The 25,282-nt window shown below is 65.9% G+C and carries 24 protein-coding genes; 9 read left to right on the top strand and 15 right to left on the bottom strand.

Translation table 11 applies throughout. The annotated features are described in order from the left end of the window. Window positions 1-31 precede the first annotated feature (31 nt). Window positions 32-1,183 carry a diguanylate cyclase gene (locus tag ACTHQS_RS19570; RefSeq protein WP_440172218.1) on the top strand — a complete coding sequence of 384 codons (1,152 nt, stop codon included), beginning with the start codon at window positions 32-34 and terminating at the stop codon, window positions 1,181-1,183. 32 nt (window positions 1,184-1,215) lie between these two features. On the opposite strand, the gene ACTHQS_RS19565 is transcribed toward ACTHQS_RS19570, so the two are convergent. From ACTHQS_RS19565 to ACTHQS_RS19535, 7 genes are read right to left on the bottom strand one after another with little or no spacing between them, the layout of a single operon-like run. Beyond that, on the bottom strand, window positions 1,216-2,331 hold the full coding sequence (locus ACTHQS_RS19565) for a Gfo/Idh/MocA family protein (RefSeq protein WP_440172189.1): 1,116 nt from the start codon (window positions 2,329-2,331) through the stop codon (window positions 1,216-1,218). Further along, complete coding sequence (locus ACTHQS_RS19560) at window positions 2,316-3,014, bottom strand: ThuA domain-containing protein (RefSeq protein ID WP_440172187.1); 699 nt, start codon at window positions 3,012-3,014, stop codon at window positions 2,316-2,318. Before ACTHQS_RS19560 ends, ACTHQS_RS19565 begins: the two co-directional genes overlap by 16 nt. Window positions 3,015-3,063: 49 nt before the next feature. Next, window positions 3,064-4,068: a sugar phosphate isomerase/epimerase family protein gene (locus tag ACTHQS_RS19555; RefSeq protein ID WP_440172185.1), complete on the bottom strand. Its 1,005-nt coding sequence runs from the start codon at window positions 4,066-4,068 to the stop codon at window positions 3,064-3,066. 33 nt (window positions 4,069-4,101) lie between these two features. Further along, complete coding sequence (locus tag ACTHQS_RS19550; RefSeq protein ID WP_440172183.1) at window positions 4,102-5,292, bottom strand: Gfo/Idh/MocA family protein; 1,191 nt, start codon at window positions 5,290-5,292, stop codon at window positions 4,102-4,104. Window positions 5,293-5,322: 30 nt separating this feature from the next. After that, window positions 5,323-6,228 (bottom strand): carbohydrate ABC transporter permease, encoded by a 906-nt coding sequence (locus ACTHQS_RS19545; RefSeq protein WP_440172181.1) that lies wholly within the window; start codon window positions 6,226-6,228, stop codon window positions 5,323-5,325. A gap of 1 nt (window position 6,229) precedes the next feature. Next, a complete protein-coding gene (locus tag ACTHQS_RS19540; protein ID WP_440172179.1) occupies window positions 6,230-7,165 on the bottom strand; it encodes a carbohydrate ABC transporter permease in 936 nt (311 codons plus the stop codon). Beyond that, entirely contained in the window at window positions 7,162-8,490 is a 1,329-nt protein-coding gene (locus ACTHQS_RS19535; protein ID WP_440172176.1) for an extracellular solute-binding protein, read from the bottom strand. The genes ACTHQS_RS19540 and ACTHQS_RS19535 overlap by 4 nt, the downstream gene beginning before the upstream one ends. 237 nt (window positions 8,491-8,727) lie before the next feature. Here ACTHQS_RS19535 and ACTHQS_RS19530 point away from each other — a divergent pair, with 237 nt between their 5' ends. After that, window positions 8,728-9,771: a LacI family DNA-binding transcriptional regulator gene (locus ACTHQS_RS19530; RefSeq protein WP_440172173.1), complete on the top strand. Its 1,044-nt coding sequence runs from the start codon at window positions 8,728-8,730 to the stop codon at window positions 9,769-9,771. A gap of 93 nt (window positions 9,772-9,864) precedes the next feature. On the opposite strand, the gene ACTHQS_RS19525 is transcribed toward ACTHQS_RS19530, so the two are convergent. The 6 genes from ACTHQS_RS19525 to ACTHQS_RS19500 form a co-directional block, all read right to left on the bottom strand. Further along, window positions 9,865-10,725, bottom strand: a complete 861-nt coding sequence (locus ACTHQS_RS19525) for a phosphogluconate dehydrogenase C-terminal domain-containing protein (protein WP_440172171.1) — start codon at window positions 10,723-10,725, stop codon at window positions 9,865-9,867. Window position 10,726: 1 nt separating this feature from the next. Further along, window positions 10,727-11,542 (bottom strand): sugar phosphate isomerase/epimerase family protein, encoded by an 816-nt coding sequence (locus ACTHQS_RS19520; protein ID WP_440172168.1) that lies wholly within the window; start codon window positions 11,540-11,542, stop codon window positions 10,727-10,729. Beyond that, window positions 11,539-12,342: a triose-phosphate isomerase family protein gene (locus ACTHQS_RS19515; RefSeq protein WP_440172165.1), complete on the bottom strand. Its 804-nt coding sequence runs from the start codon at window positions 12,340-12,342 to the stop codon at window positions 11,539-11,541. The genes ACTHQS_RS19520 and ACTHQS_RS19515 overlap by 4 nt, the downstream gene beginning before the upstream one ends. Beyond that, window positions 12,326-12,796 carry a ribose-5-phosphate isomerase gene (locus tag ACTHQS_RS19510; protein WP_440172162.1) on the bottom strand — a complete coding sequence of 157 codons (471 nt, stop codon included), beginning with the start codon at window positions 12,794-12,796 and terminating at the stop codon, window positions 12,326-12,328. The genes ACTHQS_RS19515 and ACTHQS_RS19510 overlap by 17 nt, the downstream gene beginning before the upstream one ends. Next, on the bottom strand, window positions 12,793-14,535 hold the full coding sequence (locus ACTHQS_RS19505; protein WP_440172159.1) for a dihydroxyacetone kinase family protein: 1,743 nt from the start codon (window positions 14,533-14,535) through the stop codon (window positions 12,793-12,795). The genes ACTHQS_RS19510 and ACTHQS_RS19505 overlap by 4 nt, the downstream gene beginning before the upstream one ends. A 99-nt stretch (window positions 14,536-14,634) precedes the next feature. Further along, window positions 14,635-15,999 carry an MFS transporter gene (locus ACTHQS_RS19500; RefSeq protein ID WP_440172158.1) on the bottom strand — a complete coding sequence of 455 codons (1,365 nt, stop codon included), beginning with the start codon at window positions 15,997-15,999 and terminating at the stop codon, window positions 14,635-14,637. A 223-nt stretch (window positions 16,000-16,222) separates the two neighbouring features. Here ACTHQS_RS19500 and ACTHQS_RS19495 point away from each other — a divergent pair, with 223 nt between their 5' ends. Continuing rightward, window positions 16,223-16,966 (top strand): FadR/GntR family transcriptional regulator, encoded by a 744-nt coding sequence (locus ACTHQS_RS19495; protein ID WP_440172156.1) that lies wholly within the window; start codon window positions 16,223-16,225, stop codon window positions 16,964-16,966. A gap of 12 nt (window positions 16,967-16,978) precedes the next feature. Here the strand turns inward: ACTHQS_RS19495 and ACTHQS_RS19490 are convergent, their stop codons facing one another. Further along, entirely contained in the window at window positions 16,979-18,088 is a 1,110-nt protein-coding gene (locus ACTHQS_RS19490) for a LacI family DNA-binding transcriptional regulator (protein ID WP_440172154.1), read from the bottom strand. Between the two features lie 172 nt (window positions 18,089-18,260). On the opposite strand from ACTHQS_RS19490, the gene ACTHQS_RS19485 reads away from it, so the two are divergent. The 5 genes from ACTHQS_RS19485 to ACTHQS_RS19465 all read left to right on the top strand — a co-directional run bounded on the left by ACTHQS_RS19485 (window position 18,261) and on the right by ACTHQS_RS19465 (window position 23,034). Next, window positions 18,261-19,124, top strand: a complete 864-nt coding sequence (locus ACTHQS_RS19485; protein ID WP_440172153.1) for an ABC transporter substrate-binding protein — start codon at window positions 18,261-18,263, stop codon at window positions 19,122-19,124. 97 nt (window positions 19,125-19,221) lie between these two features. Then, complete coding sequence (locus tag ACTHQS_RS19480; protein WP_159634867.1) at window positions 19,222-20,010, top strand: amino acid ABC transporter permease; 789 nt, start codon at window positions 19,222-19,224, stop codon at window positions 20,008-20,010. Then, window positions 20,007-20,789: an amino acid ABC transporter ATP-binding protein gene (locus tag ACTHQS_RS19475; protein WP_440172151.1), complete on the top strand. Its 783-nt coding sequence runs from the start codon at window positions 20,007-20,009 to the stop codon at window positions 20,787-20,789. Before ACTHQS_RS19480 ends, ACTHQS_RS19475 begins: the two co-directional genes overlap by 4 nt. Further along, entirely contained in the window at window positions 20,789-21,832 is a 1,044-nt protein-coding gene (locus ACTHQS_RS19470; RefSeq protein ID WP_440172149.1) for a Gfo/Idh/MocA family protein, read from the top strand. Before ACTHQS_RS19475 ends, ACTHQS_RS19470 begins: the two co-directional genes overlap by 1 nt. An 80-nt stretch (window positions 21,833-21,912) precedes the next feature. Beyond that, a complete protein-coding gene (locus tag ACTHQS_RS19465) occupies window positions 21,913-23,034 on the top strand; it encodes an NAD(P)/FAD-dependent oxidoreductase (RefSeq protein WP_440172147.1) in 1,122 nt (373 codons plus the stop codon). A gap of 73 nt (window positions 23,035-23,107) precedes the next feature. Here ACTHQS_RS19465 and ACTHQS_RS19460 read toward each other — a convergent pair whose 3' ends face one another. Continuing rightward, window positions 23,108-24,559, bottom strand: a complete 1,452-nt coding sequence (locus ACTHQS_RS19460) for a SulP family inorganic anion transporter (protein WP_440172216.1) — start codon at window positions 24,557-24,559, stop codon at window positions 23,108-23,110. 230 nt (window positions 24,560-24,789) lie between these two features. Between ACTHQS_RS19460 and ACTHQS_RS19455 the strand changes: the two genes are divergently transcribed. After that, window positions 24,790-25,191: a helix-turn-helix domain-containing protein gene (locus ACTHQS_RS19455; RefSeq protein WP_440172145.1), complete on the top strand. Its 402-nt coding sequence runs from the start codon at window positions 24,790-24,792 to the stop codon at window positions 25,189-25,191. The last annotated feature ends 91 nt before the right edge of the window (window positions 25,192-25,282 follow it).

Here is a 25,282-nt window from a genome sequence, read left to right as displayed (position 1 = left end):
CAACCGCCGCGTATGGGGGGACTTCTGGCACATGGTTCTGGACACGGCAACACTGCGCATCGCGTTTGGCCTGATGGCCTTGGTTCTGGTGTTCCTGTTCTATTTTTCCGCTTACCGGGTGACGCGCTCGCCGTACAGTGCCTGGTGGTGCGGAGCCCTGCTGTTCTTCCTGTCCGGAACAGGCTGTTTCCTCCTGGACGGCACGCCCCACCAGGTGTGGGCCAACCCGGTGGGGAACACCCTGTTGGTCCACGGCGGGGTCGCCGTGTGGGCAGGAGCCCGCTCGCTTCGGACGGTGCGGCCGCCCAGGTGGGCCTTCACCGGTATTCCGCTGGTCACCCTGGTGGCCTCCCTGCTTGACCATCCGGCCACCAATACCTGGTCCGGCGGTCCCGTGTTCCTCGCTGCGATGAGCTTGACGATTGGGCTGGCGGCCCGCGAGCTTTGGCGCCTTGAGCCGGGCTACTCGCGGGTGCGCATCCCCATGGCGGTGGCTGCGGGAGGGCTGTCCGTCTTTTATTTCTTCCGCTGGCTGGCATTCCTGGTGGAGGGCCAGCACGGCGCCGTGTTTGTGACCGCCTTCGGATCGGCGCTCACCACCCTGGTGACCATGGTGTTGCTGGTGGTGGTGTCCTTCAGTATGGCGGCGTTGAGCAGCGAACAGCAGACCCGCGCCCTGCGTGTGGTGGCCACCCGGGACGACCTCACCGGGCTTTTGAACCGCAAGGCTTTCATGGACCTGGCTGCCGAGCAGCTGGCCGACCGGAGCATTACGGGCGGCTCCGGAGCCTTGATCCTTGCCGACCTTGACCACTTCAAGGCGGTCAACGATACCCACGGCCATGCCGCCGGCGACCTGGCGCTGCAGGCCTTCGCCGAAACCTGCGTTGCGACCGTGCGCTCCACCGACCTGATCGGAAGGTACGGCGGGGAAGAGTTCGTCATCCTGGTTCCCGGGGCAAGCGCCGAACGGGCGGAAACTATCGCGCAGGAAATCAGCCAGCGCCTCACCGGCGCGAAAACGCCGGACGGGATGGAGATGCCCACCGCGAGTTACGGGATTTCCACGTACGGCGGCGGAACTTCCGATGTGGATGATCTCATCGCCTCGGCGGATGCCGCCCTGTACAGGGCCAAGTCCCTGGGCAGGAACCGCGCCGCCCGCAGCGACGGGCTGCACTAGCCCTACTGCTTCGGCGGCGCGGTTCCGTATCGCTACTTGGACTGGAGTGCCTCCGCTTGCTCAGCCAGGACCGTCAGCTCCACGCTGTCAGGCCGCTCGACAGTGCTTTGGATGGCCACTGCCGTGCCCCGGCGGGCGGACTCCAGCACGGACTCCATGACTTCCAGGGCGTGGTAGGCCAAGGCGCCGCCCGCCCGGGGCTCCTTTCCCTGCGGCGTGGCGGCCAGGTCCGCGATGCCGAACCCGCGGCCGGAATCAACGTAGCCGGCGGACACGGGCAGGGTTTCCCAGTCCTCGGCGCCCAGGGAGAACAGCTGGACGTCGCCGTCGAAGTGGTTGGGGTCCGGCACCACCAGGGATCCGCGCTCGCCGTGGATCTCGATGTTCGGCGACTTGGACTTCACGGCGTCAAAGCTCATGAAGAGCGTGGACAGTGCCCCGGAAGCGTGGACCAGGACCCCGGTGACGTGGGAATCGATGTTTACAGGTACCTTTTCCCCCTGGCGCGGCCCCGATCCGATGGTCCGCTCATTCCGGGTGTGGCTGGCGGCACCCATTACCGACACTACGGGGCCGAGCAGCGTCACGAGTGCGGTGACGTAGTAGGGGCCCATGTCCAGGAGGGGGCCCCCGCCGGGCTGGTAGTAGAAGTCCGGGTTGGGGTGCCAGCGCTCGTGGCCCGGCGTCACCATGGTGGCAGACGCCGAGATGGGTGCGCCGATCAGGCCGTCGTCGATGGCTTTGCGGGCGGTCTGGATCCCGGTGCCCAGCACAGTGTCAGGGGCACAGCCGACGACGACGCCTGCCTGGCGTGCCGCGTCCAGCACCTTGCGTGCCTCTTCAGTCGTGGCGGCGAGCGGCTTTTCGCCGTAGACGCTCTTTCCGGCGGCGATCGCCTTCAGCGCCACGTCCGCGTGCGCCGCGGGGATGGTCAGGTTCAGGACCAGGTCCACGTCGTCTGCGGCGAGCAGTTCCTCCACGGAGAGGGCGCGGACGCCGTCGTAGTCGTCTGCCACTGCCTGGGCGCGTGCCGGGTCAAGGTCCGCCACGGCCACCAGCTGGATCTGGTCCAGCCGCCGGAAGTTGGTGAGGTACTGCGCGATGATGGCTCCGCAGCCAACGATTCCTACTTTCAACGGCTTGCCCACAGCAGGCCCCTTTCGATGATGGTGCGTACGTTCCGGTCCTGGAGGATTTCCACGCGATGGCCCGGGGTGGACACGAAGATCCGTCCCTTGCCCCACTGGCGGGTCCAGATGGCAGGGGAGGTCACTTCGCGGTTCCAGGGGTCCCACTCGCGGACTTTCTGCGTGGTGGTGGCCAGGACGTCGATGTAGTCGTCTGCGAGGACCCAGTACTGCTCGGTGACGAGGTCGAAGTCCTTGATGCCTTTGGTAATGGGGTGCTCGGCGGCGGCGGGCAGCATGTTGACGGTGTAGGGCACGTAGTTGTCCGACTGTTCGCCGATGCATTCGTCCGGGTGCTTGCCGGGGTGGCAGGCGAACTGGCCGCCGATCAGGTGCAGGTAGTCGGAGGTGTTCCGGTACGAGTCAGCGATGCCGCCGTGCCAGCCGGCCAGGCCGGTGCCGTTCTCCACGGCTGCCCGCAGTCCGGCGAACTCGTTCTTTTCGATGGTGGTCATGGTCATGCACTGCATGATCAGGTCCACCCCTGCCATGTATTCGGCGTCGGCGTAGACCTTGGGGGATTCCTCCACGCGGACGTCGTAGCCGTTGTCCCTGAGGTAGGGAATGAAGAGTTCGGTGGCCTCGTAGGGCTGGTGGCCGTCCCAGCCGCCGCGGACCACCAGCGCATTCTTGCGTTCTGTCATTGAAGTGTTCCTTTGTTTGGCTGCCGGCTTGTGCCGGCAATGCGTAGGGTCAGTGGCTGGCGAAGGCAGCATCGAAGGCTGCCGCCGGCGGGGCGATCCGGGCCAGTTCCTGGACCATGGCCAGCGCCTGCGGGGCGCCGATCAGCCGGTCCATTCCGGCGTCCTCCCACTCGATGCTGGTGGGGCCGTCGTAGCCGATGGCGTTCAAGGTGCGGAAGATCCGGTTCCACTGCACGTCCCCATGCCCTGCGGTGACGAAATCCCAGCCGCGCCGGGGGTCGGCCCAGGCAAGGTGCGACCCCAGGCGGCCGTTGCGGCCGTCGAGCTGGCGGATGGACTCCTTGACGTGGACGTGGAAGATCTTGTCCGCGAAGTCCTGCAGGAACATCACGGGGTCCAGGTCCTGCCAGATGAAGTGGGAGGGATCGAAGTTCAGGCCGAAGCCCTCCCGGTGTCCGATGGCTTCGAGGGTCCGCTTGGCAGTCCAGTAGTCGTAGGCGATTTCGGACGGGTGGACCTCCAGGGCGAAGCGGACACCTACCTCGTCGAAGACGTCCAGAATGGGGTTCCAGCGGTCGGCGAAGTCCTGGTAGCCGGCGTCGATCATGGCCTGGGAGGCGGGCGGGAACATGGCCACCGCCTTCCAGATGGAGGAGCCGGTGAACCCCGTCACGGTCTTCACGCCGAGGCGTGCGGCCGCCCGGGCGGTGTCCTTCATGGCTTCCGCTGCCCGGCGGCGTACTCCTTCCGGCTCACCGTCGCCCCAGGTCTCGGCGGACAGGATGCCCTGGTGGCGCTCGTCGATCGGGTCGTCGCACACGGCCTGGCCGGTCAGGTGGTTGGCGATGGCGAACACCTTGAGGTTGTTTTTCTCCAGGATGTCCAGCCGGCCCTGCAGGTAGTTGTCGTCCTCGGCCGCCCGGCGGGGGTCCAGGTGGTCGCCCCAGCAGGCGATCTCCAGCCCGTCAAAGCCCCACTCGCCGGCAAGCCGCGCCACTTCCTCAAAGGGCAGGTCGGCCCACTGGCCGGTAAACAGCGTGATTGGTCGTGTCATGTGTGTTCCTAGATTGATCGAAGCCGTAGGTGCTCAGACTTTTTGCCACTGGCTGGAGTTCGCGGCGCTTGACTCCACGGCAGCCAGGACCCGCTGCACCTGCAGGGCATCCGCGAAGGACGGTTCCGGTTGGCGGCCTTCGCCGATGGCCGTGACGAGGTCCACCACCTGGTGGGTGAAGCCGTGCTCGTACCCCAGGCCGTGACCGGTGGGCCACCAGTTCCCCACGTACGGGTGCTCGGGCTCAGTCACGAAGATCCGGCGGAAGCCGGCGTCGGGGGATTCCGCCGCATTGTAGAAGGACAGGACGTTCATGTCCTCAAAATCGAAGGCCAGCGAACCCCTGGTGCCGTTGACCTCCAGCCGCATGGCGTTCTTCCTGCCCAGCGCGTAGCGCGTGGCTTCAAAGACGCCGATGGCACCTGCTGAAGTGCCGCCGTCGAACTTTGCGCTGAAGATGGCCGCATCATCAACGGTGACTGTCCCGCGCGGGGCGTCACTGCTGAGGTCGCCGTGGCCGCCGAGGCCTACCAGGTCACCGGCCAGCGGGCGTTCCGGGACAAAGGTTTCGAGCAGTGCCGATACCCCGCTGATGTTCAGGCCCGTGACCCACTGCGCGGCGTCGATGCTGTGTGCTCCGATGTCACCCAGTGAGCCTGAGCCGGACTTGCTCTTGTCCAGCCGCCAGGTCATGGGGGCGTTGGCGTCGGTGAGCCAGTCCTGCAGGTATTGGGCGCGGATGTGGCGGATGTCGCCCAGCCGGCCTTGTTCCACGAACCGCTTGGCCAGGGCCAGTGCGGGTGTGCGCCGGTAGCTGAAGCCGCACATCGAGTAGACGCCGTTTTTCGCGGCCGTCTCCGCGGCGAGCGTCATCCGTTCGGCTTCCTCCACGGAGTTGGCCAGCGGCTTTTCGCATAGTACGTGCTTGCCGGCCTCAAGGGCGGCGATGGCGATCTCGGCATGGGTGTTGCCGGGCGTACAGATGTCGATGAGGTCGATATCGTCCCGCTCAATCAGGCGCCGCCAGTCGGTCTCGACGGATTCCCAGCCGAGCTTGTCCGCCGCGGCGCGGACGCCGTCGGCATTCCTGCCTGCCACCGCGGTGAGCTGTGGCTGCAGGGGAAGGTCGAAAAACCGGGGTGCAGTGCGCCAGGCGTGGGAGTGGGCGGCGCCCATGAAGGCGTAGCCCACCATGCCGACCCGCAGGGATTTCGGGGTGGTCATGTTGATAGTCCTTTCTGGAAATCCCGGGCGTTACTTGCTGAAGCCGGCGGTCAGGCCTGCGAGCAGCTGGCGGCGGCCGATGACGTACAGCACCAGGATGGGCAGGGTGCTGAGCACCACGGAGGCAAGAACGGCGGGGATGTTGACGCTGAACTCGCCCTGGAAGGTCCACAGGCCCAGAGGCAGAACACGCAGGCCGGGGCTCTGGGTGAGGACCAGCGGAAGCAGGAACCCGTTCCAGACGTGCAGGCCGTTGTAAATGGCAACCGTCACGATGGCCGGCCGGGTCAGGGGCAGGGCCAGCCGCCACATGGTCTGCCATTCGCTGCAGCCGTCCAGCCGCATGGATTCGAACAGTTCGTTCGGAACGTCGCGGATGAAGTTTGACAGGATCAGCACCGTCAGCGGGATGGCAAAGGCGATGGACGGCAGCATCAGCGCCAGCAGGCTGTCATACAGGTTGAGCCGGATGATCATCAGGTAGATGGGAATGATCGTGGCCTGCAGCGGAATGGCCAGCCCCATGAGGAACACGCCGTTGACCAGCTTGAGGAACCTGCCGCTGCCACGGACTATGGCGAAGGAGGCCATGAAGGAAACCAGCACCGTGGGGATCACGGAACCGAGCGTGACGATGGCGCTGTTCATGAAGTACGTTGCGAAATCCGCCTCGAGGACCATCTGGTAGTTCTCCAGCGTGGGCGAGGCAGGCAGGGCCAGGGGATTCTGGCCAAAGTAACCTGCCTGCGTCTTCAGGCTGGTGATCACCACGTAATAGACCGGCAGGATGATGATGGCGAGCCAGATCCACCCGCCAAGGCCGCCGGGAATATTCAGCCGCTTCAGCCGTGAACCGAGCCCCCTCGTGGCGGCCGGTGGGCCGCCAATGGTTCCGGTCCGGGCCTCCTGCGTATTGCTCTTCAGGACGGTACTCACCCTACAAACCTTCCAATTGGCTGCCCTGCTTGTCCTTGCCCCCAAGGCGCTGGAGGAACAAGGCAAGTGCAAGGCCGATGATGACGAGAATGACGGCGATGACGCTGGCAGGACCCATGAGGTTGGCCCGGAAGCCCCTGAGGTACATGTCCAGGGCCAGAATCCGGGTGGAGTTTCCGGGTCCGCCGCCGGTGAGGACGAAAATCAGGTCGAAGTAGGTCAGCGAGCCCACCACCATCAGCGTGGAGGAGGTGATGATGGTGTACTTCAACTGGGGCAGGGTGATGTGGAAGAACTGCTTGATGGTTCCGGCACCGTCGATCTGGGCCGCTTCATACAGCGACTTGGGGATCTGCCGCACGCCGCCCTGGTAGATAAGCGTGTGGAACGGCACGAACTGCCAGGCGATGACGAAGATGACCAGGCCCAGGGCAAGGTGCGGAACCCCGAGCCAGTCCTGCGCCAGGAAGGGCAGGCCCAGGCCGGTTGCCAGGCCGAAGTTCGGGTCCAGCAGGGCCTTGAAGGCGATGGCGACGGCGGCCGAGGACAGCAGCAGGGGCAGGAAGTACAGCACCGCCAGGGCGGCGCGGTACCGCTGGCTTCCTGCCGTGAAGACGCCCAGCAGGAGGCTGATGGGGGTCTGGACCAGCCACGAGACGATCATGATCAGGAAGGTCAGGCCCAGGGCGTTGTACAGCCCCGGATCTGCCAACACGGAGAACCAGTTGTCCAGCCCCGCCGCCCCGATGGCACCGATTCCGTCCCAGCTGGTGAAGCTGAGGATGAGCACGCCGGCCAACGGGATGACGGCGAACACCAGGAAGAAGAACAGTGCGGGCAGTGTCAGCCAGGCCAGGGCGGCCTTGCGCTGTTCGGTCTGCCTGGATTCCTTGATCCTGGCAGTGGCCCGCGGGGCGGTGGAGATGGCGTTACTCATTTCCCGAGGGTGCCGTTCATGTTCTCGGCGAACTGCTGCGGCGTGATGGACTTCAGGAACAGCTGGTCGATGTTGTTCAGCAGGGCCTCGGCGGCGGTTGGGCTCAGTGCTTGGTCCCAGGACTGCTGGAAGTTCGGGGCGTTCTTGGCCATGTCGTAGACAAAGTTCAGGAACTCCTTGTCCTCGGACGTATTGAGCTTGTCTTCGATGCCGTTGACGATGGGCACCGAGCCGGAGTTGATGTAGGCGTCAATCACCGTCTCGGTCAGGATGCCGTCCTTGAAGAACTTCTTTGCGGATTCCTTTTCCTTGTCGCTGGCCTTGGAGGAGATGGACATGTAGGCCGCGGGGTTTCCCACGCCATTTTTCGGATCGCCCTTGCCGCCGGCAATGGTGGGGAACGGGACGAAGCCCAGTTTGCCGTTTTGGACGAAGTTCTGGCCGGCCTTCTTCATGGCACCGTAGGTCCAGGAACCGTGCAGCATCATGGCCGCCTTGCCGGAAAACAGCAGTGCCTGGTCTGCCTGCGAGTCAGCGGTAATGGAGGAGAAGCCCTTGATGAAACCGTCAGCGGAGACCAGTTCCTGGACCTTGGTGCCGGTCTCGATAACAGCCGGGTCCATCCAGGCATTGGGCTTGCCTTCGAAGATCGCCTTGAAAACCTCCGGGCCGCCAATGCGGTCCAGCAGGTACTCAAGCCACATCATCGAGGTCCAGCGCGACTGGCCGCCCAGGGAGAAGGGAGCCACACCCATGCCGTTGAAGGTCTTGACCAGGGACATGATGTCTTCCCACGACTTGGGCGGCTGGACGCCTGCCTTCTGGAACAGCTCCTTGTTGTAGAACAGGACAATCGGGGCCACGTACTGGTTGGGCAGGGCGTAGATCTTGCCGTTGATCGTGGCGGCGCCGAAGGAGGACGGGAAGAACTTCTTCTTCAGGTCCTGGTTCTGCTCAAGCCAGCTGGTCAGGTCTTCCACCTGGTTGGCCTCGGCGTAGGTCTTCAGGCCACCGCCGCCCCAGCCGTAAATGATGGTTGGCGCCTGGTTGGCGCCGATTGCGGTCTTGATCTTGGTCTTGTAGGCGTCGTTCTGGAAGTAGGTGACGTTGATCTTGTCAGCGGAGTTGGCCGAATTGAATGCATCCACCGCCTTCTGCATGGTGGTCTGGTTCGGTTCGCCGGACAGGTACCACATGCTGGCGCCTCCACCGCCGCTCGAGGCGCCCGGACCTGACGTTCCGCAGGCAGTCGTTGCGGCTACGGCAAAGGGAGTAAGGGCAGCGAGGGCGAGGAAAGAGCGCCGGGACGTCTGGGGTTGCTTCATTGCTTCTCCATTGTGAATTTGCTGTCGAGGTACGGGGCTTCAGCTCCGACGTTCGTTCGAAACATTTCGAACGGTGATATAAGTCACGCTGTAAACTAAAGCCCTAAAAATCCCTGCGGTCAAGGGATCGTAGAGGATCTTTTCCGGGCGGAAATCGGAACCCGAGCCGCGCTTGACGTTTCGAACCACCTTTCCCCAGAATTAGTGCACTCTCTATCTTCGAAAGATTGCGAACCAATGACGACCAAATTGCCTGAGCGGACCAAGCCCACGCTCGCAACCGTTGCCAGGCAGGCAGGAGTCTCGGCTCCAACTGTTTCCAAGGTGGTGAACGGCAGGGACGACGTGGCGCCCGAAACCAGGGCGCGGATTCTCGCGGTACTGGAGCAGGCGGGGTACCAGTCGCCTGTGCAGCGCCGCGCAGCCACGGAACGTGCCACCGTGGTGGAAGTGGTCATCGACGTCCTTGATTCCGCCTACACCATCCAGGTCCTGAACGGCATCCTGCAGTTCGCGGCCGGCGCCGACGTCGAAATCCTCGTGAGTGTGACCGGCCAGTCCACCGTTGGGCCGCACAGCCCCGAACGCCGTGCCCAGCGCATCCTGGAAGAGGGCAGGGCGGGAATGATCGTGGTCACCTCGGCTTTTAGCGAGGCCCAGCTGAATGCGTTCCGGCGCCGCCAGATTCCGGTGGTGGTCATCGACCCGCTCAATCCGCCTTCCGCTGACGTGGTCAGCGTCGGGGCGACGAACTGGGCCGGCGGCAAGGCGGCCGCCGAGCATCTGCTGGGGCTGGGGCACCGGCGCATCGCCTACATCGGCGGGATTGAGGGGGCTGAATGCAACCAGGCGCGGCTTCACGGTTACATGGCCGCCCTGATGGCTGCCGGCGTGCCGGTGGACCCCCGGTACATTGTCTCCGGGGGCCGGTTCCGGACCGAAAGCGGGGTCAGGGGACTCAAAGCCCTGCTCCAGCTTGATGAACTTCCCACCGCCATTTTCGCGGGAAGCGACACGATCGCCCTGGGCGTCCTGAGCGAGGCGCGGCACCACGGGATCAGGGTCCCCGAGGACATCAGCCTCATCGGGTTCGATGGCACCAACCAGGGTGAGCAGTCCGTTCCCTCCTTGAGCTCGGTTGCCCAGCCCCTCGAGGAGATGGGAAGGGCTGCCCTGCGGTCACTGCTGCGCCAGGCGCGCGGGGAAGTCCTGGACTCCCACCGGGTGGAGCTGGCCACCCACGTGATTGTCCGCGAGTCCACAGCCCCTCCAGCCGCCTGAGCGGCGGCGTGGGCAGCGCGTGGAACACAAAGCGGCGGCTGCCATCCCGTCCGAAGAGGAGCAGGGTGGCAGCCGCCGCTGTGGCGGGAAGTCCTAGCGCTTCACTGCCTCAAGCTTGAGCATCTTGGCGATGACGCCGTCCAGTTCAGAGTCGTCGAAGATCTTCTTCCAGTCGTCCTTGATGATGGTGTCCTTGCCGTACTGGATGGCGATTTCGCAGGCCTCGGAGAACGGGTTGGAGCCGCGCAGGGCGTTGGTCAGCGCGATCTGGACGTGGCCGAACAGCATGGCCTTGGCGGCTTCCTCGGGGACGCCGGCGGTGTGGACGGTCTCGTGCAGGGCCTCGTTGAGCAGGGTGCCGATCATGCAGGCAACGGTTTCCACCAGGGTGGGCTCCAGGATGGCCAGCTGCTTGACGGTGACCCAGTGGACGTCGATGACCGGGGCGTAGATGGTGCGGATTGTTGCCTCGGCAGCAGCCTTGGTGGCCTCCGGGGCGTCCGCGTCGATGGCGGCCACAACGTTCTGCGGCGCGCCCTGTCCGCCGAAGGTGTCGGCCCATTCTTCCTTGGTGGTGCGCTCCAGGAACACCGACGGGTGGCACGGGTGGGCAACTGCCTGGACGACGTCGTCGCGCTTGGCCAGCAGGCCGGCGTAGGCGGCGGCGGGGTCCAGGGTGAGGAGGATGGATCCGGCCTTCATCTGCGGGACCACGCCTTCTGACACGATGCCCAGGACGGTGTCAGGGACGGCGAGGATCACGACGTCGGCGCCCTTGACGGCGTCGTCCGTGGCGGTGATGTCGCGGCCCTCGGCGCGGACGCGCTCCTGGCCGGCGGGGGAGTTCTCGCTGTAGAAGACGGTGTGGCCGGACTTCTGGAGGTTGCGGGAAACGCGCAGCCCCATCTTGCCTCCGGCTCCGATGACGGCGACGGTCAAAGTTTCTGCTGACATTTCACTTGCTCCTTAGGAATTCGATGCTTTGCCGGGTCCACTGGTTTTCGAGCCGGATGGTTTCCGCCTCGGAGTCCTGCCAGGGCAGCCAGTGTTCGACGATTTGGTTGATGTTTCGTTCGTGCGGCCGGATCTTCCCGGCCATGTACCCGTAGTCGAGCAGGCCTTCGCCGAGCGGGGCGCCTGAGTAGGTGAACCCCACCCACCCGTCCTTGCGGCTGAAGGCAAAGTCCTTGATGTGCATGTTCAGGACGTAGGGTGCGACGGCGTCAATCACCTCACGCGGCATCTCCAGCGCCGCGACGGTGTTGGCGGGGTCGCTGCAGATCCCCAGGTACGGGCTGTCCACACCGCGGATCACGTCCAGGACGCGGGAAGTGGGGACCTGTTCGTAGGTTTCCACCGCGATCTTCACCCCCGCGGCCTCGAAATCGGGCAGCACCTCCTTGAAGATGGCCACTGCTTCCTCCGTGGTGGGGGTGTGGCCCGGGGTGTTGAACATGGTCCGCAGTATTGGGCTGCCGAGGATCCCGGCGATGTGCAGGAACTTCCGCAGGTGCTCGGGGCGGATGCCCTTGGTGCCCAGCTCAAGGCTGATCCCCAGGGAGTCCGCGGTGGCACGCACGGCGGCCAGGCCGGCGTCGTCCATCTCCTCCAGCGGCGCGTAATCGCAGATCTGGAACAGGTCCACGCCCAGCTCCGCCGTCCGCTCCAGGGCGTCATGGATGCTCAGCGGCTCAGCGACCTTGTCCGAGAGCTGCCAGAAGTACGCGTAGCTGCTCAGTCCGATTCTGCTCTGGCCAATCCTGCTGCTCATGCCGCCACCCCCACCTTGGCCAGTCGGGCCGCTGTCTCGTCCAGGATGGTCTTCAGCGCCTTCGGGTCGTGGGCGAAGCGGCCCAGGAACAAGCCGGCGACGTCGGGATCCAGCTGGGTGATCAGGCCCGGACCGGCGCTGCCGCCGTAGATCACCCGGCTGTTCTCCTGGCCCGGCAGGCCGCGCAGGTGCGCGTCCAGCCCCGTGATGACGGCGCTGATGTACTCCGGTGTGGCAGGCTCAGGGGCGCCGATGGCCCACTGCGGCTCGTAGGCCACGATGGTCCGGCCGGCCGGCCCAAGGGACTGGGCACGGTTGAGGACGCCGTCGATCTCTGCCGAACACCGCGCAATGGCTTCCTCCACCGAACCCTGCTGCAGCTCCCCGACGCACAACACCGGAGTAAGGCCGTTGCGGTAGGCGGCTGCGGTCTTCAGGCCGATGATCGCGTCATCCTCGCCGAAGATCCGGCGCCTTTCGGCGTGGCCCACCTCGGCGTACCGTCCGCCAAGCTCCGCAACGGTTTTGCCGCCGACTTCTCCGGTGAAGGCGCCCTCGTCTTCCCAGAAGATGTCCTGTGCTCCGGTGGCTGCCCCGGCGGGGCCGAGGATCCGCGCCGCTTCGGGCAGGGCCGGGAGGACGGGCAGGACAAACAGCTCGATGTCGCCGCTCTGCACCGCCGGGTGGGCGAAGGCGATGGCGGCGACGTCGCGGCAGTAGTCCACCGAGCGGGCGTAGCCGAAGTACATTTTCAGGCTGACGCCGATGATGGCTTGGGGGTTTTTAGCAGGAAGTGACACCCTCGTAGTCCTTAATCAGGGCGACCTTCTCCGCCGAGGCGGAGGTTTCGTCGAACGTGTAGGTGAGCCATTCCTTCGCCAGGCGGCGCGCGAGTTCCAGGCCCACGACGCGCTGGCCGAAGGTGAGGACCTGGGCGTTGTTGGACAGGACGGCCCGCTCAACGGAGAAGGAATCGTGCGCGGTGACGGCGCGGACTCCGGGGACCTTGTTCGCAGCGATCGCGACACCGAGGCCGGTGCCGCAGACCAGGAGGGCGCGGTCGGCCTTGCCGGCGGCGATGAGTTCGGCGGCGGCGATGGCCACGGAGGGGTAGGGGGTGTGGCTGGTGGGGTCCACCCCGATGTCGGTCACGGATTCGACCAGTTCGGAGGCTTCCAGGTCGGCCTTGAGGGCTTCCTTGTAGTCGAAACCGGCGTCGTCGGCTCCAATGACCAGGCGCAGTTTGGTGCTCATGCGTTCTCCTTGATGGTGGTGTTCTGGCTGAGGGTGTTGTGGATGGCCCGGACGATCAGGGCCATGGAGACGGCGCCGGCGTCGGGGGTGCCTAGGCTTTTTTCGGCGTGCGGCCGGGCGCGGCCCATGAGGGGCAGCAGGTTGGCGGTGTCCTCGGCGGCCTGCTGGGCGGAGCTGGCGGCAGCATCCCACGCGTCGGCCAGCGGCTTGCCGCTGTTGGCACCGGCGGTGAGGGCGTCGCGGAAGGGGACCAGTACGTCCACCAGGGTCTTGTCGCCCACCTTGGCCTTGCCGAAGTCCATGATCGCGGCGGCGGCTCCGGCGACTCCGTTGGCGACAGCACCGGCGTCGGGGGCTTTGCTGTCACCCACTGCGTCACCGACGGCGCGCAGGGCCATGCCCCAGAGCGCACCGGATGTGCCGCCGGCCTTGTCAGCCCAGGCATCGGCGGCAAAGTACAGGGTGGTGGCAGCGCCGGCACCGCGCGCGACGGCGGCTGCGGCGGCTTCCACGGCGGCTCGGACGCCGCGCTCCATGCCGATGCCGTGGTCGCCGTCGCCGGCGACCGCATCGATCCGGCCCAGTTCGGCGGCGTTGGCGTCCACTACATCCTTGGCGGCGCCAAGCGCCGCGAGGACCCGGGCGGCGCCGGCACGGGATTCAGCGGTTGCCTCCGGGATGGAAATGTCGACGTCGTCGGCCTCGCCCGCCGTCTCCTCCAGGGCCTCGGCCGTGACGGCGCCGCGGCGGAAGGCCGGAGCGTCGGCGGGGGCGTTCCAGAGGGTCTCGAGTTCGTCGTCGAGCCAGAAGAGGGTGAGGGAGGTGCCGGCCATGTCGAAGCTGGTGACCAGTTCGCCCACCTGCGGGTCCACTGCCTGCAGGCCTGCCTCGGCCAGGAGCTGGGCCACGCGGCGGTACACCACGAAGAGCTCTTCGTACTTCACGCTGCCCAGGCCGTTGAGGATGGGGACCACACGGGCTCCCGTAGCGTCCACGCCGTCGGGCACTTCGGTGAGGAGCTTGCCTACAAGGAGTTCGGCGAGCTGATCCGCCGTCGGAATGCCTGTTTCCTCGATGCCTGGCTCACCGTGGATGCCCATGCCTACCGCCATCCGGCCTTCCGGGACGGTGAACAGCGGCGTGTCTGCGCCCGGGAGGGTGCAGCCGGTGAAGGCGACGCCGAAGGAGCGGGTGCGGTGGTTGGCGCGTTCGGCGATCTCCAGCACCTGGTCCATCGCGTAGCCTGCTTCCGCGGCGGCGGCCGCCACCTTGAACACGGTCAGGTCTCCGGCGATGCCGCGGCGCTTGGTGTGCTCTTCGATCGGGGCGGAAGAGACGTCGTCCGTGACGGCGATGCTGCGGCAGTCGATGCCTTCCCTGCGGAGCTTTTCCTGGGCCTGGGTGAAGTGCAGGACGTCGCCGGCGTAGTTGCCGTATCCGAGCAGCACGCCGGCGCCGTTGTTGGCGGCCTTGGCCACGTTGTAAACCTGCTGGGCCGACGGCGATGCGAAGAGGTTGCCCATGGCGGCGCCGTGAGCCAGTCCCTGGCCCACCAGGCCGGCGAAGGCCGGGTAGTGGCCGGAGCCGCCGCCAATAACCAGTGCCACCGTGTCCGGGGTGCTCTTGGTGTTGCGGACAACGCCGCCGGAAACGCGCTTTACCCAGCGTCCGTGGGAGGCGACGAAGCCTTCGATCATTTCGTCAGCGAAGGCTGACGGTTCGTTGAACAGGCGGGTCATGGGAAAAGCTCCTGGGCCTAGCTGGGGAAGGGTCTGGGGCAGTGGTTGGTGTGGGGGCGCCTTCGGGAAAGGAAGGCGCCCCCGGATCTTTCGGCTGCTTTAGGGTTCTGCGTGCTGCCCGGCGCCGGCGGGATCAAGTGCCTCGGCGCGGACGCCCTCGGTTACGCGGCCGGAACGGCTGAGCGTCACCATCAGGACGGCGGACAGGAGCATGAAGCCGCCCACCACGAACATCGGCACGGTGTAGTCGCCGGTCCAGTCCTTGAGCCAGCCGGTGATGTAGCCGGCGCTGAAGCCCGCCAGGTTGCCCACCGTGTTGATCAGGGCGATGCCGGCTGCGGCGGCGGCGCCGGTCAGGAACTGGGTGGGGACCGTCCAGAAGTTGGGCAGCGCGGCGAAGATGGCCATTGCCGTGATGGTGATGACGGCGATGGTGGCTGCCGGGGAGCCGGCGAACAGGGCCAGCGGGATGCTCAGGCCGCCCACCAGGGCCGGTACTGCGATGTGCCAGGTCTTGACGCCGCGCTTGGTGGCGTCCTTGGACCAGAAGTACAGGGCGATGGCTGCCGGCAGGTACGGGATGGCCGTGATCAGGCCCTTCTGGAAGACGTCGAACTTGGTGCCGTAGATGCCTTCGAAGCCGGAGATGATGGTCGGCAGGAAGAAGCCCAGGGCGTAGAGGCCATAGATGAAGCCGAAGTAGATCAGGGAGAGCATCCAGACGCGGCCGTTGCCGAAGACAGTGCGGACGCTGGCATGCTTGTTGCCCGCGGCCGTTTCGTTCTTTTCCTTCTCCAGCGCACCGGTCAGCCAGGTCTTTTCCTCAGCGGTGAGCCACTTGGCCTTGGCAGGGGAGTCGGCCAGGTAGAACCAGGAAACGATGCCGATAAGGATGGCGGGGATGGCAACGCCGAGGAACATCACGCGCCAGCCTTCGAGGCCGAAGAGGCCGTGCTGCTGGATGAGGATGCCTGCCAGCGGGGCGCCGATGACAGTGGTCAGCGGCTGGGCCAGGTAGAACAGGGCCAGGATCTTGCTGCGGTGCCGGGCGGGAACCCAGAGGCTCAGGAAAAGGATCGCGCCGGGGAAGAAGCCGGCTTCGGCCACGCCCAGGATGAAGCGCAGGATGTAAAGCTGTTCAACGTTGGCCACCCAGGTGAAGAGTAGGGAGACGATGCCCCAGCTGACCATGATGCGGGCCAGCCAGCGGCGGGCGCCGAACTTGTGCAGTGCCAGGTTGGAGGGAATCTCCAGCAGGATGTAGCCGATGAAGAAGACGCCGGAGGCGAAGCCGAACTGGGCGGCGTTCAGGGCCAGGTCCTTGTTCATGCCGTTGGGGCCGGCGAAAGAGATGGCGGTGCGGTCGAGGTAGTTGATGAAGAACATCAGCGCGACGAACGGGACAAGCCTGATCGCCACTTTCCTGATTGCGGATTTTTCGACCACCGATTGTGTGGTGTCCACATTGACTCCTAGGTGTTGGTGTCCCGGCCGCATCCGTCACTGGAGGCGTGGGGCTGTCTCATGTGCACGCGGGCTTGGGGTTCCGCGGCGGATGAAGCTGTGAGTTCCACCATAGGACTCTAAACGTAATTGGTCAACCGGTTGACTTGTTGTTTTTCCACCGACTGCCGCTGCCCCCTGTTGGCTCGGCTGCACGACGCCAGGCAGTTGTTACGCTTGGGAGGTGTCCGTAGAATCCGCCGCCGCAACGGCCAAGATCAGCGCCGCCCTCGGTTCCGTTGGGCAGGGCTCGGTGGTGTCGGAAGTGGCAGAACGCTTGCTCGCGTTCTTTACCAGCGGCGATATCGCGCCAGGCACCAGGCTTCCGGCTGAGCGGACGCTCGCGGCCTCACTCGGCGTGGGCCGTTCCGCGGTGCGCGAGGCGCTCGCGGCCCTGGAAATCCTGGGCATCGTTGTGGTCCGCCCCGGCTCCGGCACCTACCTTCGCGACGGCGTCTCCGAGCTCTTGCCGCGCACGCTCAGCTGGGGCCTGATGCTTGGAGCACCCCGCACGCGTGAGTTGGTTGAGCTACGCAGCGGGCTGGAAGTACAGGCTGCCCAGCTGGCCGCAGAGCGCATCACGGACGAGGCGCTTGAGCGCATGAAGGGGAACCTCGACACAATGGCGGGCACCCTGGATGACCTTGCGGCTTTCGTGGAGGCTGACGCCTCCTTCCACCGCGAGATTGCTGCAGCTTCCGGAAACCAGGTCCTCCAGGAGCTACTGCAAAGCATCCGTTCACTGCTGCGGATCTGGGTGGACCGGGCCCTCACGGACGAAGGGCATGCTGCTGCTGCACTGAAGGAGCACACCAAAATCTACGAGGCCCTGGTTGCCCGGAATGCCGGGGCCGTGACGGCGACCATGAGCTCCCACATGAAGACAGCATCCCGGCGACTGCTCGCGGGATTCGACGCCGCCCAGTAGGAGCCCGGGGCGTCAGGCGGGCTTTCCCGCCAGCTGTTCGCGGCCGGGTTTCCCGGTAGCGGCCCGGCACGGTCCCACTGACCCCCGCCGCACCAGGGTTGCCGTGAACTGCGCGGGAGCGGCAGGTGGGAGCCCCTCCATTTGCCGGATCAGCGCCTTCGCTGCCGCTACTCCCATGTTGTAGACGGGCTGGGCGATGACTGTGAGGGGCGGGGCTGTAAGCCTGGTCCACGCAAAGTCGTCGTACATCAGGAATGAAACATCCGCCGGTATGGACAGGCCCAGTTCCTGGATCGCTTCCACAACGCTGAGGGCGATGAGGCCGTCGGACGCCACTACGGCCGTGGCCCGGTCCGGCCCCCTGAGCACTTCCCGGGTAATGCTGCGGATTGAGTCTTCATCGCCCGCGTTCAACCGGACCAGATCCTCCGGAAAAGCCAGCCCGGACTCCAGGAAGGCCTCCCGCATGCCTTCGATACGGTCGGCGATCTGGGAGGACTCCAGCTTCACCCCGGGGGTGTACGGGGCATTAGTCCTCAACGTGGAAATGAAGGCGATCCGGCGGTGGCCCGCATCCAGCAGGTACCGCGTAGCCTCGCGCGAAATCCGCGCCATGTCCACGGCCATGGTCTCAACCGGCATGTCCCCGGCAGTGCGGTCGATGAAGACCATGGGTCGGCCGGACCGGTGCACCTCCTGGAGATGTCCGGTGTCCACCGATGACGCAGGAGCGACGATCAGCCCGTCCACGCGCTTGTCCAGCAGCACCCGGACGGCGTCCACTTCCGCCTCGCGGTCCTCGTCAGTATTGACCAGGATGACGTTGTAGCCGGCCTTCTTCGCCGTGTCCGTGATGCCCCGGGTTGCAAGTCCGAAGTGGGGGTTTTCGATGTCACCCACCACCACGCCGATGGTGTGCGATTTACCCGTGTTCATGCTCCGCGCAAGCTCATTGGGCCGGTAGGAGAGGGCCTCCGCTGCGGCCAGGACACGCTCGCGGACGTCGTCGCTGACGGCGCCGTAATTGCCCAACGCGCGGGCGGCCTGGGCCTTGGAGACCTGGGCTGCCTTTGCGACGTCCGCAACGGTGACGTCCCGCCGCCGTGCTCCTTCAGCGCTCATCTTCACCTTTCGAAGGGCTGTTGACGCCCCCTGTGACTTCCGCTACATTTCTATCCATCGATGTGAGTCCGGTCTCAATCCTAGGGTGTGAGACCGGACTCAACAAGAGCATCGGCGACTTTCTTCGGCGGCCCTGACAGCACCGCCTCCCTCCCAACGATTGGACAACGCTGTGAAGAAAAAGAACCTCCGCCCGGCCGGAATCGCCGCCGCAGCACTGGCTGCGGTCCTGGCGCTCTCCGGCTGCAGCTCCACCTCCGCCGCTTCCACCACAGAGAACAACCCCTACGGACTGATCCAGCCGGGCACCATCCGCGTGGCCAGCCTGGGGGACTCCAAGCCGTACACCTTCGCCGACGCGTCGGGTAATTTCACCGGCTTCGACGTCGAACTGTTCAAGGATGTGGCCCACCGGGCCGGTGTGGACAACGTCGTCTTCACCGGCCAGGACTTCTCCGGCCTCCTTGCCGCAGTGGCCAACGGGCAGTTCGACGCCGGTGTGGCCGCGATCGGCATCACGGACAAGCGGAAGGAAACCGTGGACTTCTCGGACGGCTACCTGGCCGGTTACCTGACGGTGATCACCACCAAGACGTCGGGCATCTCAAGCGCTGAGGGCCTGGCCGGCAAGCGCCTGGGCGTGGTCCAGGGAACCCTGCAGGAAGCGTACGCCGTCAAGAACTTCACCTCGGCAAGCCTGGTCCGCTTCCCGGATAACAACACCGCCATCGCGGCCGTGAACAGCGGCAGCGTGGACGCCCACTTCCTGGATTACGAGGCAGCGAAGGCCTACGAGGACCAGCACGGCCTGGTCAGCGCCGCGGACATCCCGTCCTTCGACGCTCCGGCTGGGTTCGCCGTCGCCAAGGGCAAGACCGCCTTCAAGGAAGCCTTGAACAAGGGCCTGGCTGCCGCCATGGAGGACGGCACCTGGAAGAAGCTCTACCAGAAGTGGTTCCCGGGTTCCCCGATGCCTAAGCAGTACCTGCCGAAGGCCGAACAGGCCGCCTCCGCCTCACCGGCACCGAGCAAGTAGCCCGCGCGCACCAGCCCTCCAGCTTCACGGCCGGGGCGGGCCCCGCTGGCCGCGGCCCGCCCCGGCACCTCCACCCAATCTACGTCTGAGAGCAACCATGGACTGGTTCAACACCATCATCCGTACTTTCTTCGACTTCGGCGCTATGGCCGAGGTCCTGCCCCAACTGTTGGCGGTCGGCCTGCTGAACACGCTGATCATCTCCATCGCCGCAACCGTCCTTGGCACGGTGCTGGGGATGGTGGTGGCCGTCATGGGCATCTCACCCTCGAAATGGCTGCGGGTTCCGGCCCGGATCTACACGGACCTTTTCCGGGGCCTGCCGGCCATCCTGACCATCCTGCTGATCGGCCAGGGCTTCGCCCGGCTCAGCCAGTCGATCTTCGGGCCGTCCCCGTACCCGCTGGGCATCATCGCGCTGAGCCTGATCGCCAGCGCCTACATCGGGGAGATCTTCCGCGCCGGCATCCTCAGCGTGGACAAGGGCCAAGGCGAGGCCTGCCGCGCCTTGGGCATGAGTTACGCCAAGTCCATGGCCCTGGTGGTGGTGCCCCAGGGTGTACGCCGGGTGCTTCCGGCCCTGGTGAACCAGTTCATTGCGATCGTCAAGGATTCATCCCTGGTGTACTTCCTGGGCCTGCTGGTCACCGAACGCGAACTCTTCCGCGTGGGCCAGGACGCCGCCGTGCTCTCCGGCAACCTCTCACCCCTGGTCGCGGCGGGCCTGTTCTACCTGGTAATCACCGTCCCGCTGACCCACCTGGTAAACCACTTCGACAACAAGTTCCGCACCGGACGCCGCCGCGCCGCCCCGCCCACCAGCGGGCTGAAGGAAGTCAAGGAACTCGACGCGGCCTCGCCGCTCACCACCGGGAGCAACACATGAACACCCCCACCAAAAACACCGCCACAGCAGGGCCCATGGAGGCCAGGACGTTCCACGGCTCCAGCCTGGAACTTCGCAACGTCACCATGGCCTACGGCGACATCGACGTCCTGCGCAACGTCAGCCTGACGGTTGCCCCAGGAACCACCACCTGCATCATCGGTCCCTCCGGCTCCGGCAAATCCACCCTCCTGCGGGGTATCAACCGCCTCCACGAACCCAAAAGCGGGGACGTGCTGCTCGCCGGCGACAGCACCCTGGGCACCAACCCGGACACCCTGCGCACCCGCATCGGCATGGTGTTCCAGCACTTCAACCTCTTCCCGGACCACACCGCGGAAGAAAACGTGGCCCTGGCACTCTGGAGCGTCAAGGGTATGCCCAAAGCCCAGGCCATGGCCACAGCCCGCCAACGCCTGGCCGAAGTAGGCCTTGCCGAACGCGCTGACCACCGCCCCCGCGACCTTTCCGGGGGCCAGCAGCAGCGCGTGGCCATCGCCCGCGCCCTGGCCATGGAACCCGAAGTCATGCTTTTCGACGAAGCAACCAGCGCCCTGGACCCCGAGCTGGTCAAGGGCGTCCTGAACCTCATGGCGGGCCTGGGCCGCCGCGGCATGACCATGCTGGTGGTCACCCACGAAATGGGCTTCGCCCGCAAAGTCGCCGACCAGGTGGTCTTCATGGACGAAGGCGAAGTCGTCGAAGCAGGAACCCCCACCCAACTCTTCGACAACCCCCGCAGCGAACGCCTCCAACGGTTCCTCTCCGAGGTGCTCTGATGGGTACGGTTGCCACTGCGCCCGTCCGGACCGCCGTCGTCGGCTTTGGGATCTCCGGAAAGGTCTTCCACGCGCCGCTGATCGCGGCCAACCCGGATTTCTCGCTTGACGTGATCGTAACGGCCCAGCCCGGGCGCGCGGCCGAGGCGGCACGCCTCTACCCACGGGCACGGATCGTTGGAACTCCGGAAGAGCTTTTCGCCCTGTCCGCGGACCTGGACCTGGTCATCCTGGGCACCCCGCCCCACACCCACTTCGGACTGGCCGCGACGGCCATCGCCCATGGCCTGCACGTGGTGGTGGACAAGCCGTTCGTGCCGACGTCCGCCTTGGGTGAGGAACTGCTCAGCAGGGCGGACGACGGCGGGGTGCGGCTCACGGTGTTCCAGAACCGCCGGTGGGATGCGGACTTCCTGACCCTCCGGAAAGTCCTGGCTTCCGGAGCGCTGGGGCAGGTGACCAGCTTCGAGTCACGGTTCGAGTGGTGGCGGCCGGAAGGGTTTGGGAACTGGCGGGACACCGTGTCCCTCTCCGAGGGCGGCGGCATCCTGCACGACCTGGGAGCCCACCTGATCGACCAGGCCATACAGTTGTTCGGCCCGGTGGAACGGAGCTACGGCGAGACGGCCAACCGCGGGCCGCACCCGGACGCTGCCGACACCGAAGCGTTCGTGTCACTGCTGCACGCCTCCGGAGTCCGCTCCCGGCTGTGGATGAACGGCATGGCCGCCCAGGCGGGCGCCCGCTTCCACGTCCTCGGCTCCGAGGCCGGGTACACCAAGTGGGGTCTTGACGGCCAGGAACCTGCCCTGGCGGCGGGGATGCCGCCGTCGGATCCGGGCTACGGACGTGACCCCCAGGAGTCTTGGGGGCTCCTGGGAGTCGACGGCGCAACGTCCCCCGTTCCTGCCGAACGCGGCGCCTACCCGCAGTTCTACGTGCAGCTCGCCGCCGCCCTCCGCGGGGAGGGGCCGCTGCCCGTCGATCCCGCCGATCCGCTTGAAGTACTCAAGGTTATCGAGGGCATCCACGCCCTGGCCTGAACGTCCCGGGCCCCGGCGCTTTTCCTTTGACGCTCCGTTAGCGTCCGCCACAACCACGAATTCCACAGAAAGGGACACCAATGTCCTCTGCTCCAGCCACCAAGCGCGTTGCCATCATCGGCGGCGGCATCCTGGGCGTCTCCACCGCCGTGCACCTGCTCCGCGAAGGCGCCTCGGTGATTCTGCTGACCGAGCGCGGCCTGGCCAGCGAAGCCAGTGGCCGGTCGCTGTCCTGGCTGAACTCCGCCGGTGAACGGTCCACTCCGTACCACCAGCTCCGGGTCGCAGGCGTTGACCGCTACCGCACCCTCTTCGCTTCCGACCCCAGCCGTGAGTGGCTCCAGTTCGGCGGCGGCCTCATGTGGAACGCCGCGGGACAGAGTGAGGCTACAGAGGCCCGGCACGCCTACGAGAAGTCCATCGGCTACGACTCCAAGCTCGTCGCCCCGGAGGAAATCGCCTCCGTCACCCCCGGGATCGACTCGGCCGCCGTGCCCGACAATGCCATCTTCAACCCCGGCGAAGGATGGGTGAGCCTGCCGGACCTGATCGACTTCCTGATGGAGGAGTTCCACTCCCGCGGCGGGGAACTTGTCCTCAACGCCGGCAAGGCCTCCGTCATGCTGGAGGGCGGCCGCACCACCGGCGTGGAGACGGCGTCGGGCGGAACCTACCCGGCCGACGCGGTCCTGGTGGCCTGCGGCGCAGCAACACCCGCCGTCGTCGAACCCATGGGCATTCGCATCCCCAACGGTTCGCCCGTGTCCATGCTGGTGGTGACCAAGCAGGTTCCGCACGACGTCACCGCCGTGATGAACACCCCCCGCGCCGCGCTCCGGCCCAACCCCGGCGGCACTTTCGCCCTGGACCACGACTGGTACGAGGAACACATCACCGAGCACGCGGACGGCTCCTTCACCATTCCGGAAGAAGTGGTGCAGGAACTGGCTGATGAAGCGTCCAGGCTGGTTGCCGGCAACCCGGAACTCAAGCCGGCCTCCTGGAAGATCGGCTACAAGCCGATCCCCGGCGACGGCGAACCCGTCCTGGGTGAACTGGGCCAGGTGCCAGGCTGCTTCGTTGCCTTCACGCACTCCGGTGCCACCCTGGGCCTCATCGCCGGTGAACTTCTTGCCGGCGAAATCCTGACCGGCCGGAAGCACCCCATGCTGGCAACGTTCCGGCCGGGGCGCTTCTCCTAGTTCTTAAGCAGAGAGTACTTATGCCATGAGGCGGGGCCGTGTTGCGGCCCCGCCTCATTGCGAAGGGCGCCGCTCAGGCGCCCAGATGCCCGGTAAGGCGGCGGTGGAAGCCGGTGCTGCGCTCATCGAGGCCTTCAATGGCCACCGTGGCGCCGTGGTGCCCGTACTTGGTCTCGATTGAGTCCAGGGCGGCCACCGTCGACGCGTCCCAGATTTGGGCCCGGCTGAGGTCGATGGTCACCGAGGCGGGGTCGTCGGCGTACGCGAAATGCTCCACCAGGTCGTTGCTGCTGCCGAAGAACAGCGGCCCCACCACCTCGTAACGCACGCTCCCGCCGTCGTCCGCCAGGGTCCGCTCGACGGTGATGACGTGCGCCACCCGGCGGGCGAACAGCACCATCGCAAGGATGACGCCCACCAGGACGCCGTAGGCCAGGTTGCCGGTGAAGACCACGACGGCGACCGTGACGCCCATGACGATCGTCTCCGGCAGGGGCATCCTTTTCAGGGTGGACGGCCTGACGCTGTGCCAGTCCACCGTGGTGACGGCCACGACCATCATCACCGCGGCAAGAGCCACCATGGGGATCTGTCCCATGATTGGGCTGAGCCCGGTCACCAGGGCCAGCAGGAACACCCCGGCAACGACTGTCGAGATGCGGGTGCGCGCCTGGCCCGTCTTCACGTTGAGGACGGTCTGGCCGATCATGGCGCAGCCCGCGATGCCCCCGTAGAACCCGGCGAGGATGTTCGAGACGCCCAGGCCCCAGGACTCGCGGCCTTTGTGCGAGGGGGTCTCGGTGATGTCATCGACCAGTTTCGCCGTGAGGAGGGTTTCCATGAGGCCGACGAACGCCACGCTCAGCGCCGTGGGCAGGACCAGTTTGAAGGTCTCGACGTCAAGGGGCACCTGGAAGGGGGTGAACCCGGGCATCTGGCCCGTGAGGGGACCCTCGTCGGCGACGTTCGGAACAGCGAGGCCCGCAATGATGGCGATCGCCGTGACGACGACGATGGCCACCAGCGGCGACGGGACCACCTTGGTGAAGCGCGGAAGGATGAAGATGATGGCCAGCGTCACGGCGAACAGGACGTAGGCGAGCCAGGGAACATTGAGGACATGGGGCACCTGCGCCATGAAGATCAGCACACCGAGGGCGTTGACGAACCCGATCATCACCGACCGCGGGATGAACCGCATCAGGCGTGCAAGTCCGGCCAGGCCAAAGACCACCTGGATCACGCCGGCAAGCAGCACCGCGGGCAGGACGTACTGGACGCCGTGCTCGTGGACCAGCGGGGCAATGACCAGGGCCACGGAGCCGGCGGCGGCAGTGACCACGCCTGGGCGGCCGCCCAGGATGGACATCGCCAGGGCAAGCACGATGGAGGCGACAAGGCTGACCATCGGATCCACCCCGGCCACGATCGAGAACGAAATGACCTCCGGGACCAGGGCGAGCGTGGTGACCATGCCGGCGAGGACTTCGCGGGTCAGCTGCCGCGGAGAGCGCAGGGCGGCCATAACATTGTTCTGTTGCCGGGTGGGGCGGGTGCTATCGGCGACGGCCAAGGAGCGGCTCCTGGGACTTGGCTCTCGTGGAAGAGCGGGTGGGAATCGTTTTGCGCGCCACAGTGCGCGCGGGCCCAGCCCTGTCATGGAAGACAATTGGGGTGGAGAGAAAGGCGCCGGGGACTGCCGGCTGCCTATGCAACACTACCCTAACGTGAGGGTTGAGCCGGATTGGTGACGTGATGGTGAAAGAGATGACCGCTGAAGAAGTAGTGGCGACGATGCATATCGGCGAACTCGCTGACCGTTCACAGATGTCGCTGCGGACCATCCGCCACTACGACGAGGTGGGCCTGCTCAAGCCGTCCGGCCGCACCGAAGGGGGATTCCGCCTTTACACCGAACGCGACTTCACGCGCCTGCTGCTGATCCGCAGGATGAAGCCGCTGGGGTTCACGCTCGAAGCCATGTCCGGCCTCCTGAAGGTTATCGACGCACTGGAGGCGGCTGGACCCGGCCAGGATGTTACGGCCATCCGGTCCGAGTTGAACGGTTTCATTGAAGAGGCAGCGAAGCGCCGTGCCAAGCTGGAGGAACAACTCGGAATGGCCGACGAGTTCCTGGCACTGCTGCGCGCACAGTAGGGAAACATGGTGCCGTTGCCAAACTGTGCCTTGCCGCCCGGACATGGCCCAGGGGCGGCAGTAAGCACGGCTGATAAAATGACCGGGTTGC

Origin of the sequence: Arthrobacter sp. SAFR-044 (assembly GCF_051965175.1) — a bacterium.
Classification (GTDB): Bacteria; Actinomycetota; Actinomycetes; order Actinomycetales; family Micrococcaceae; genus Arthrobacter.
The sequence above is the reverse complement of the archived record's forward strand: the minus strand, read 5'-3'. Positions and strand labels throughout refer to the sequence as shown.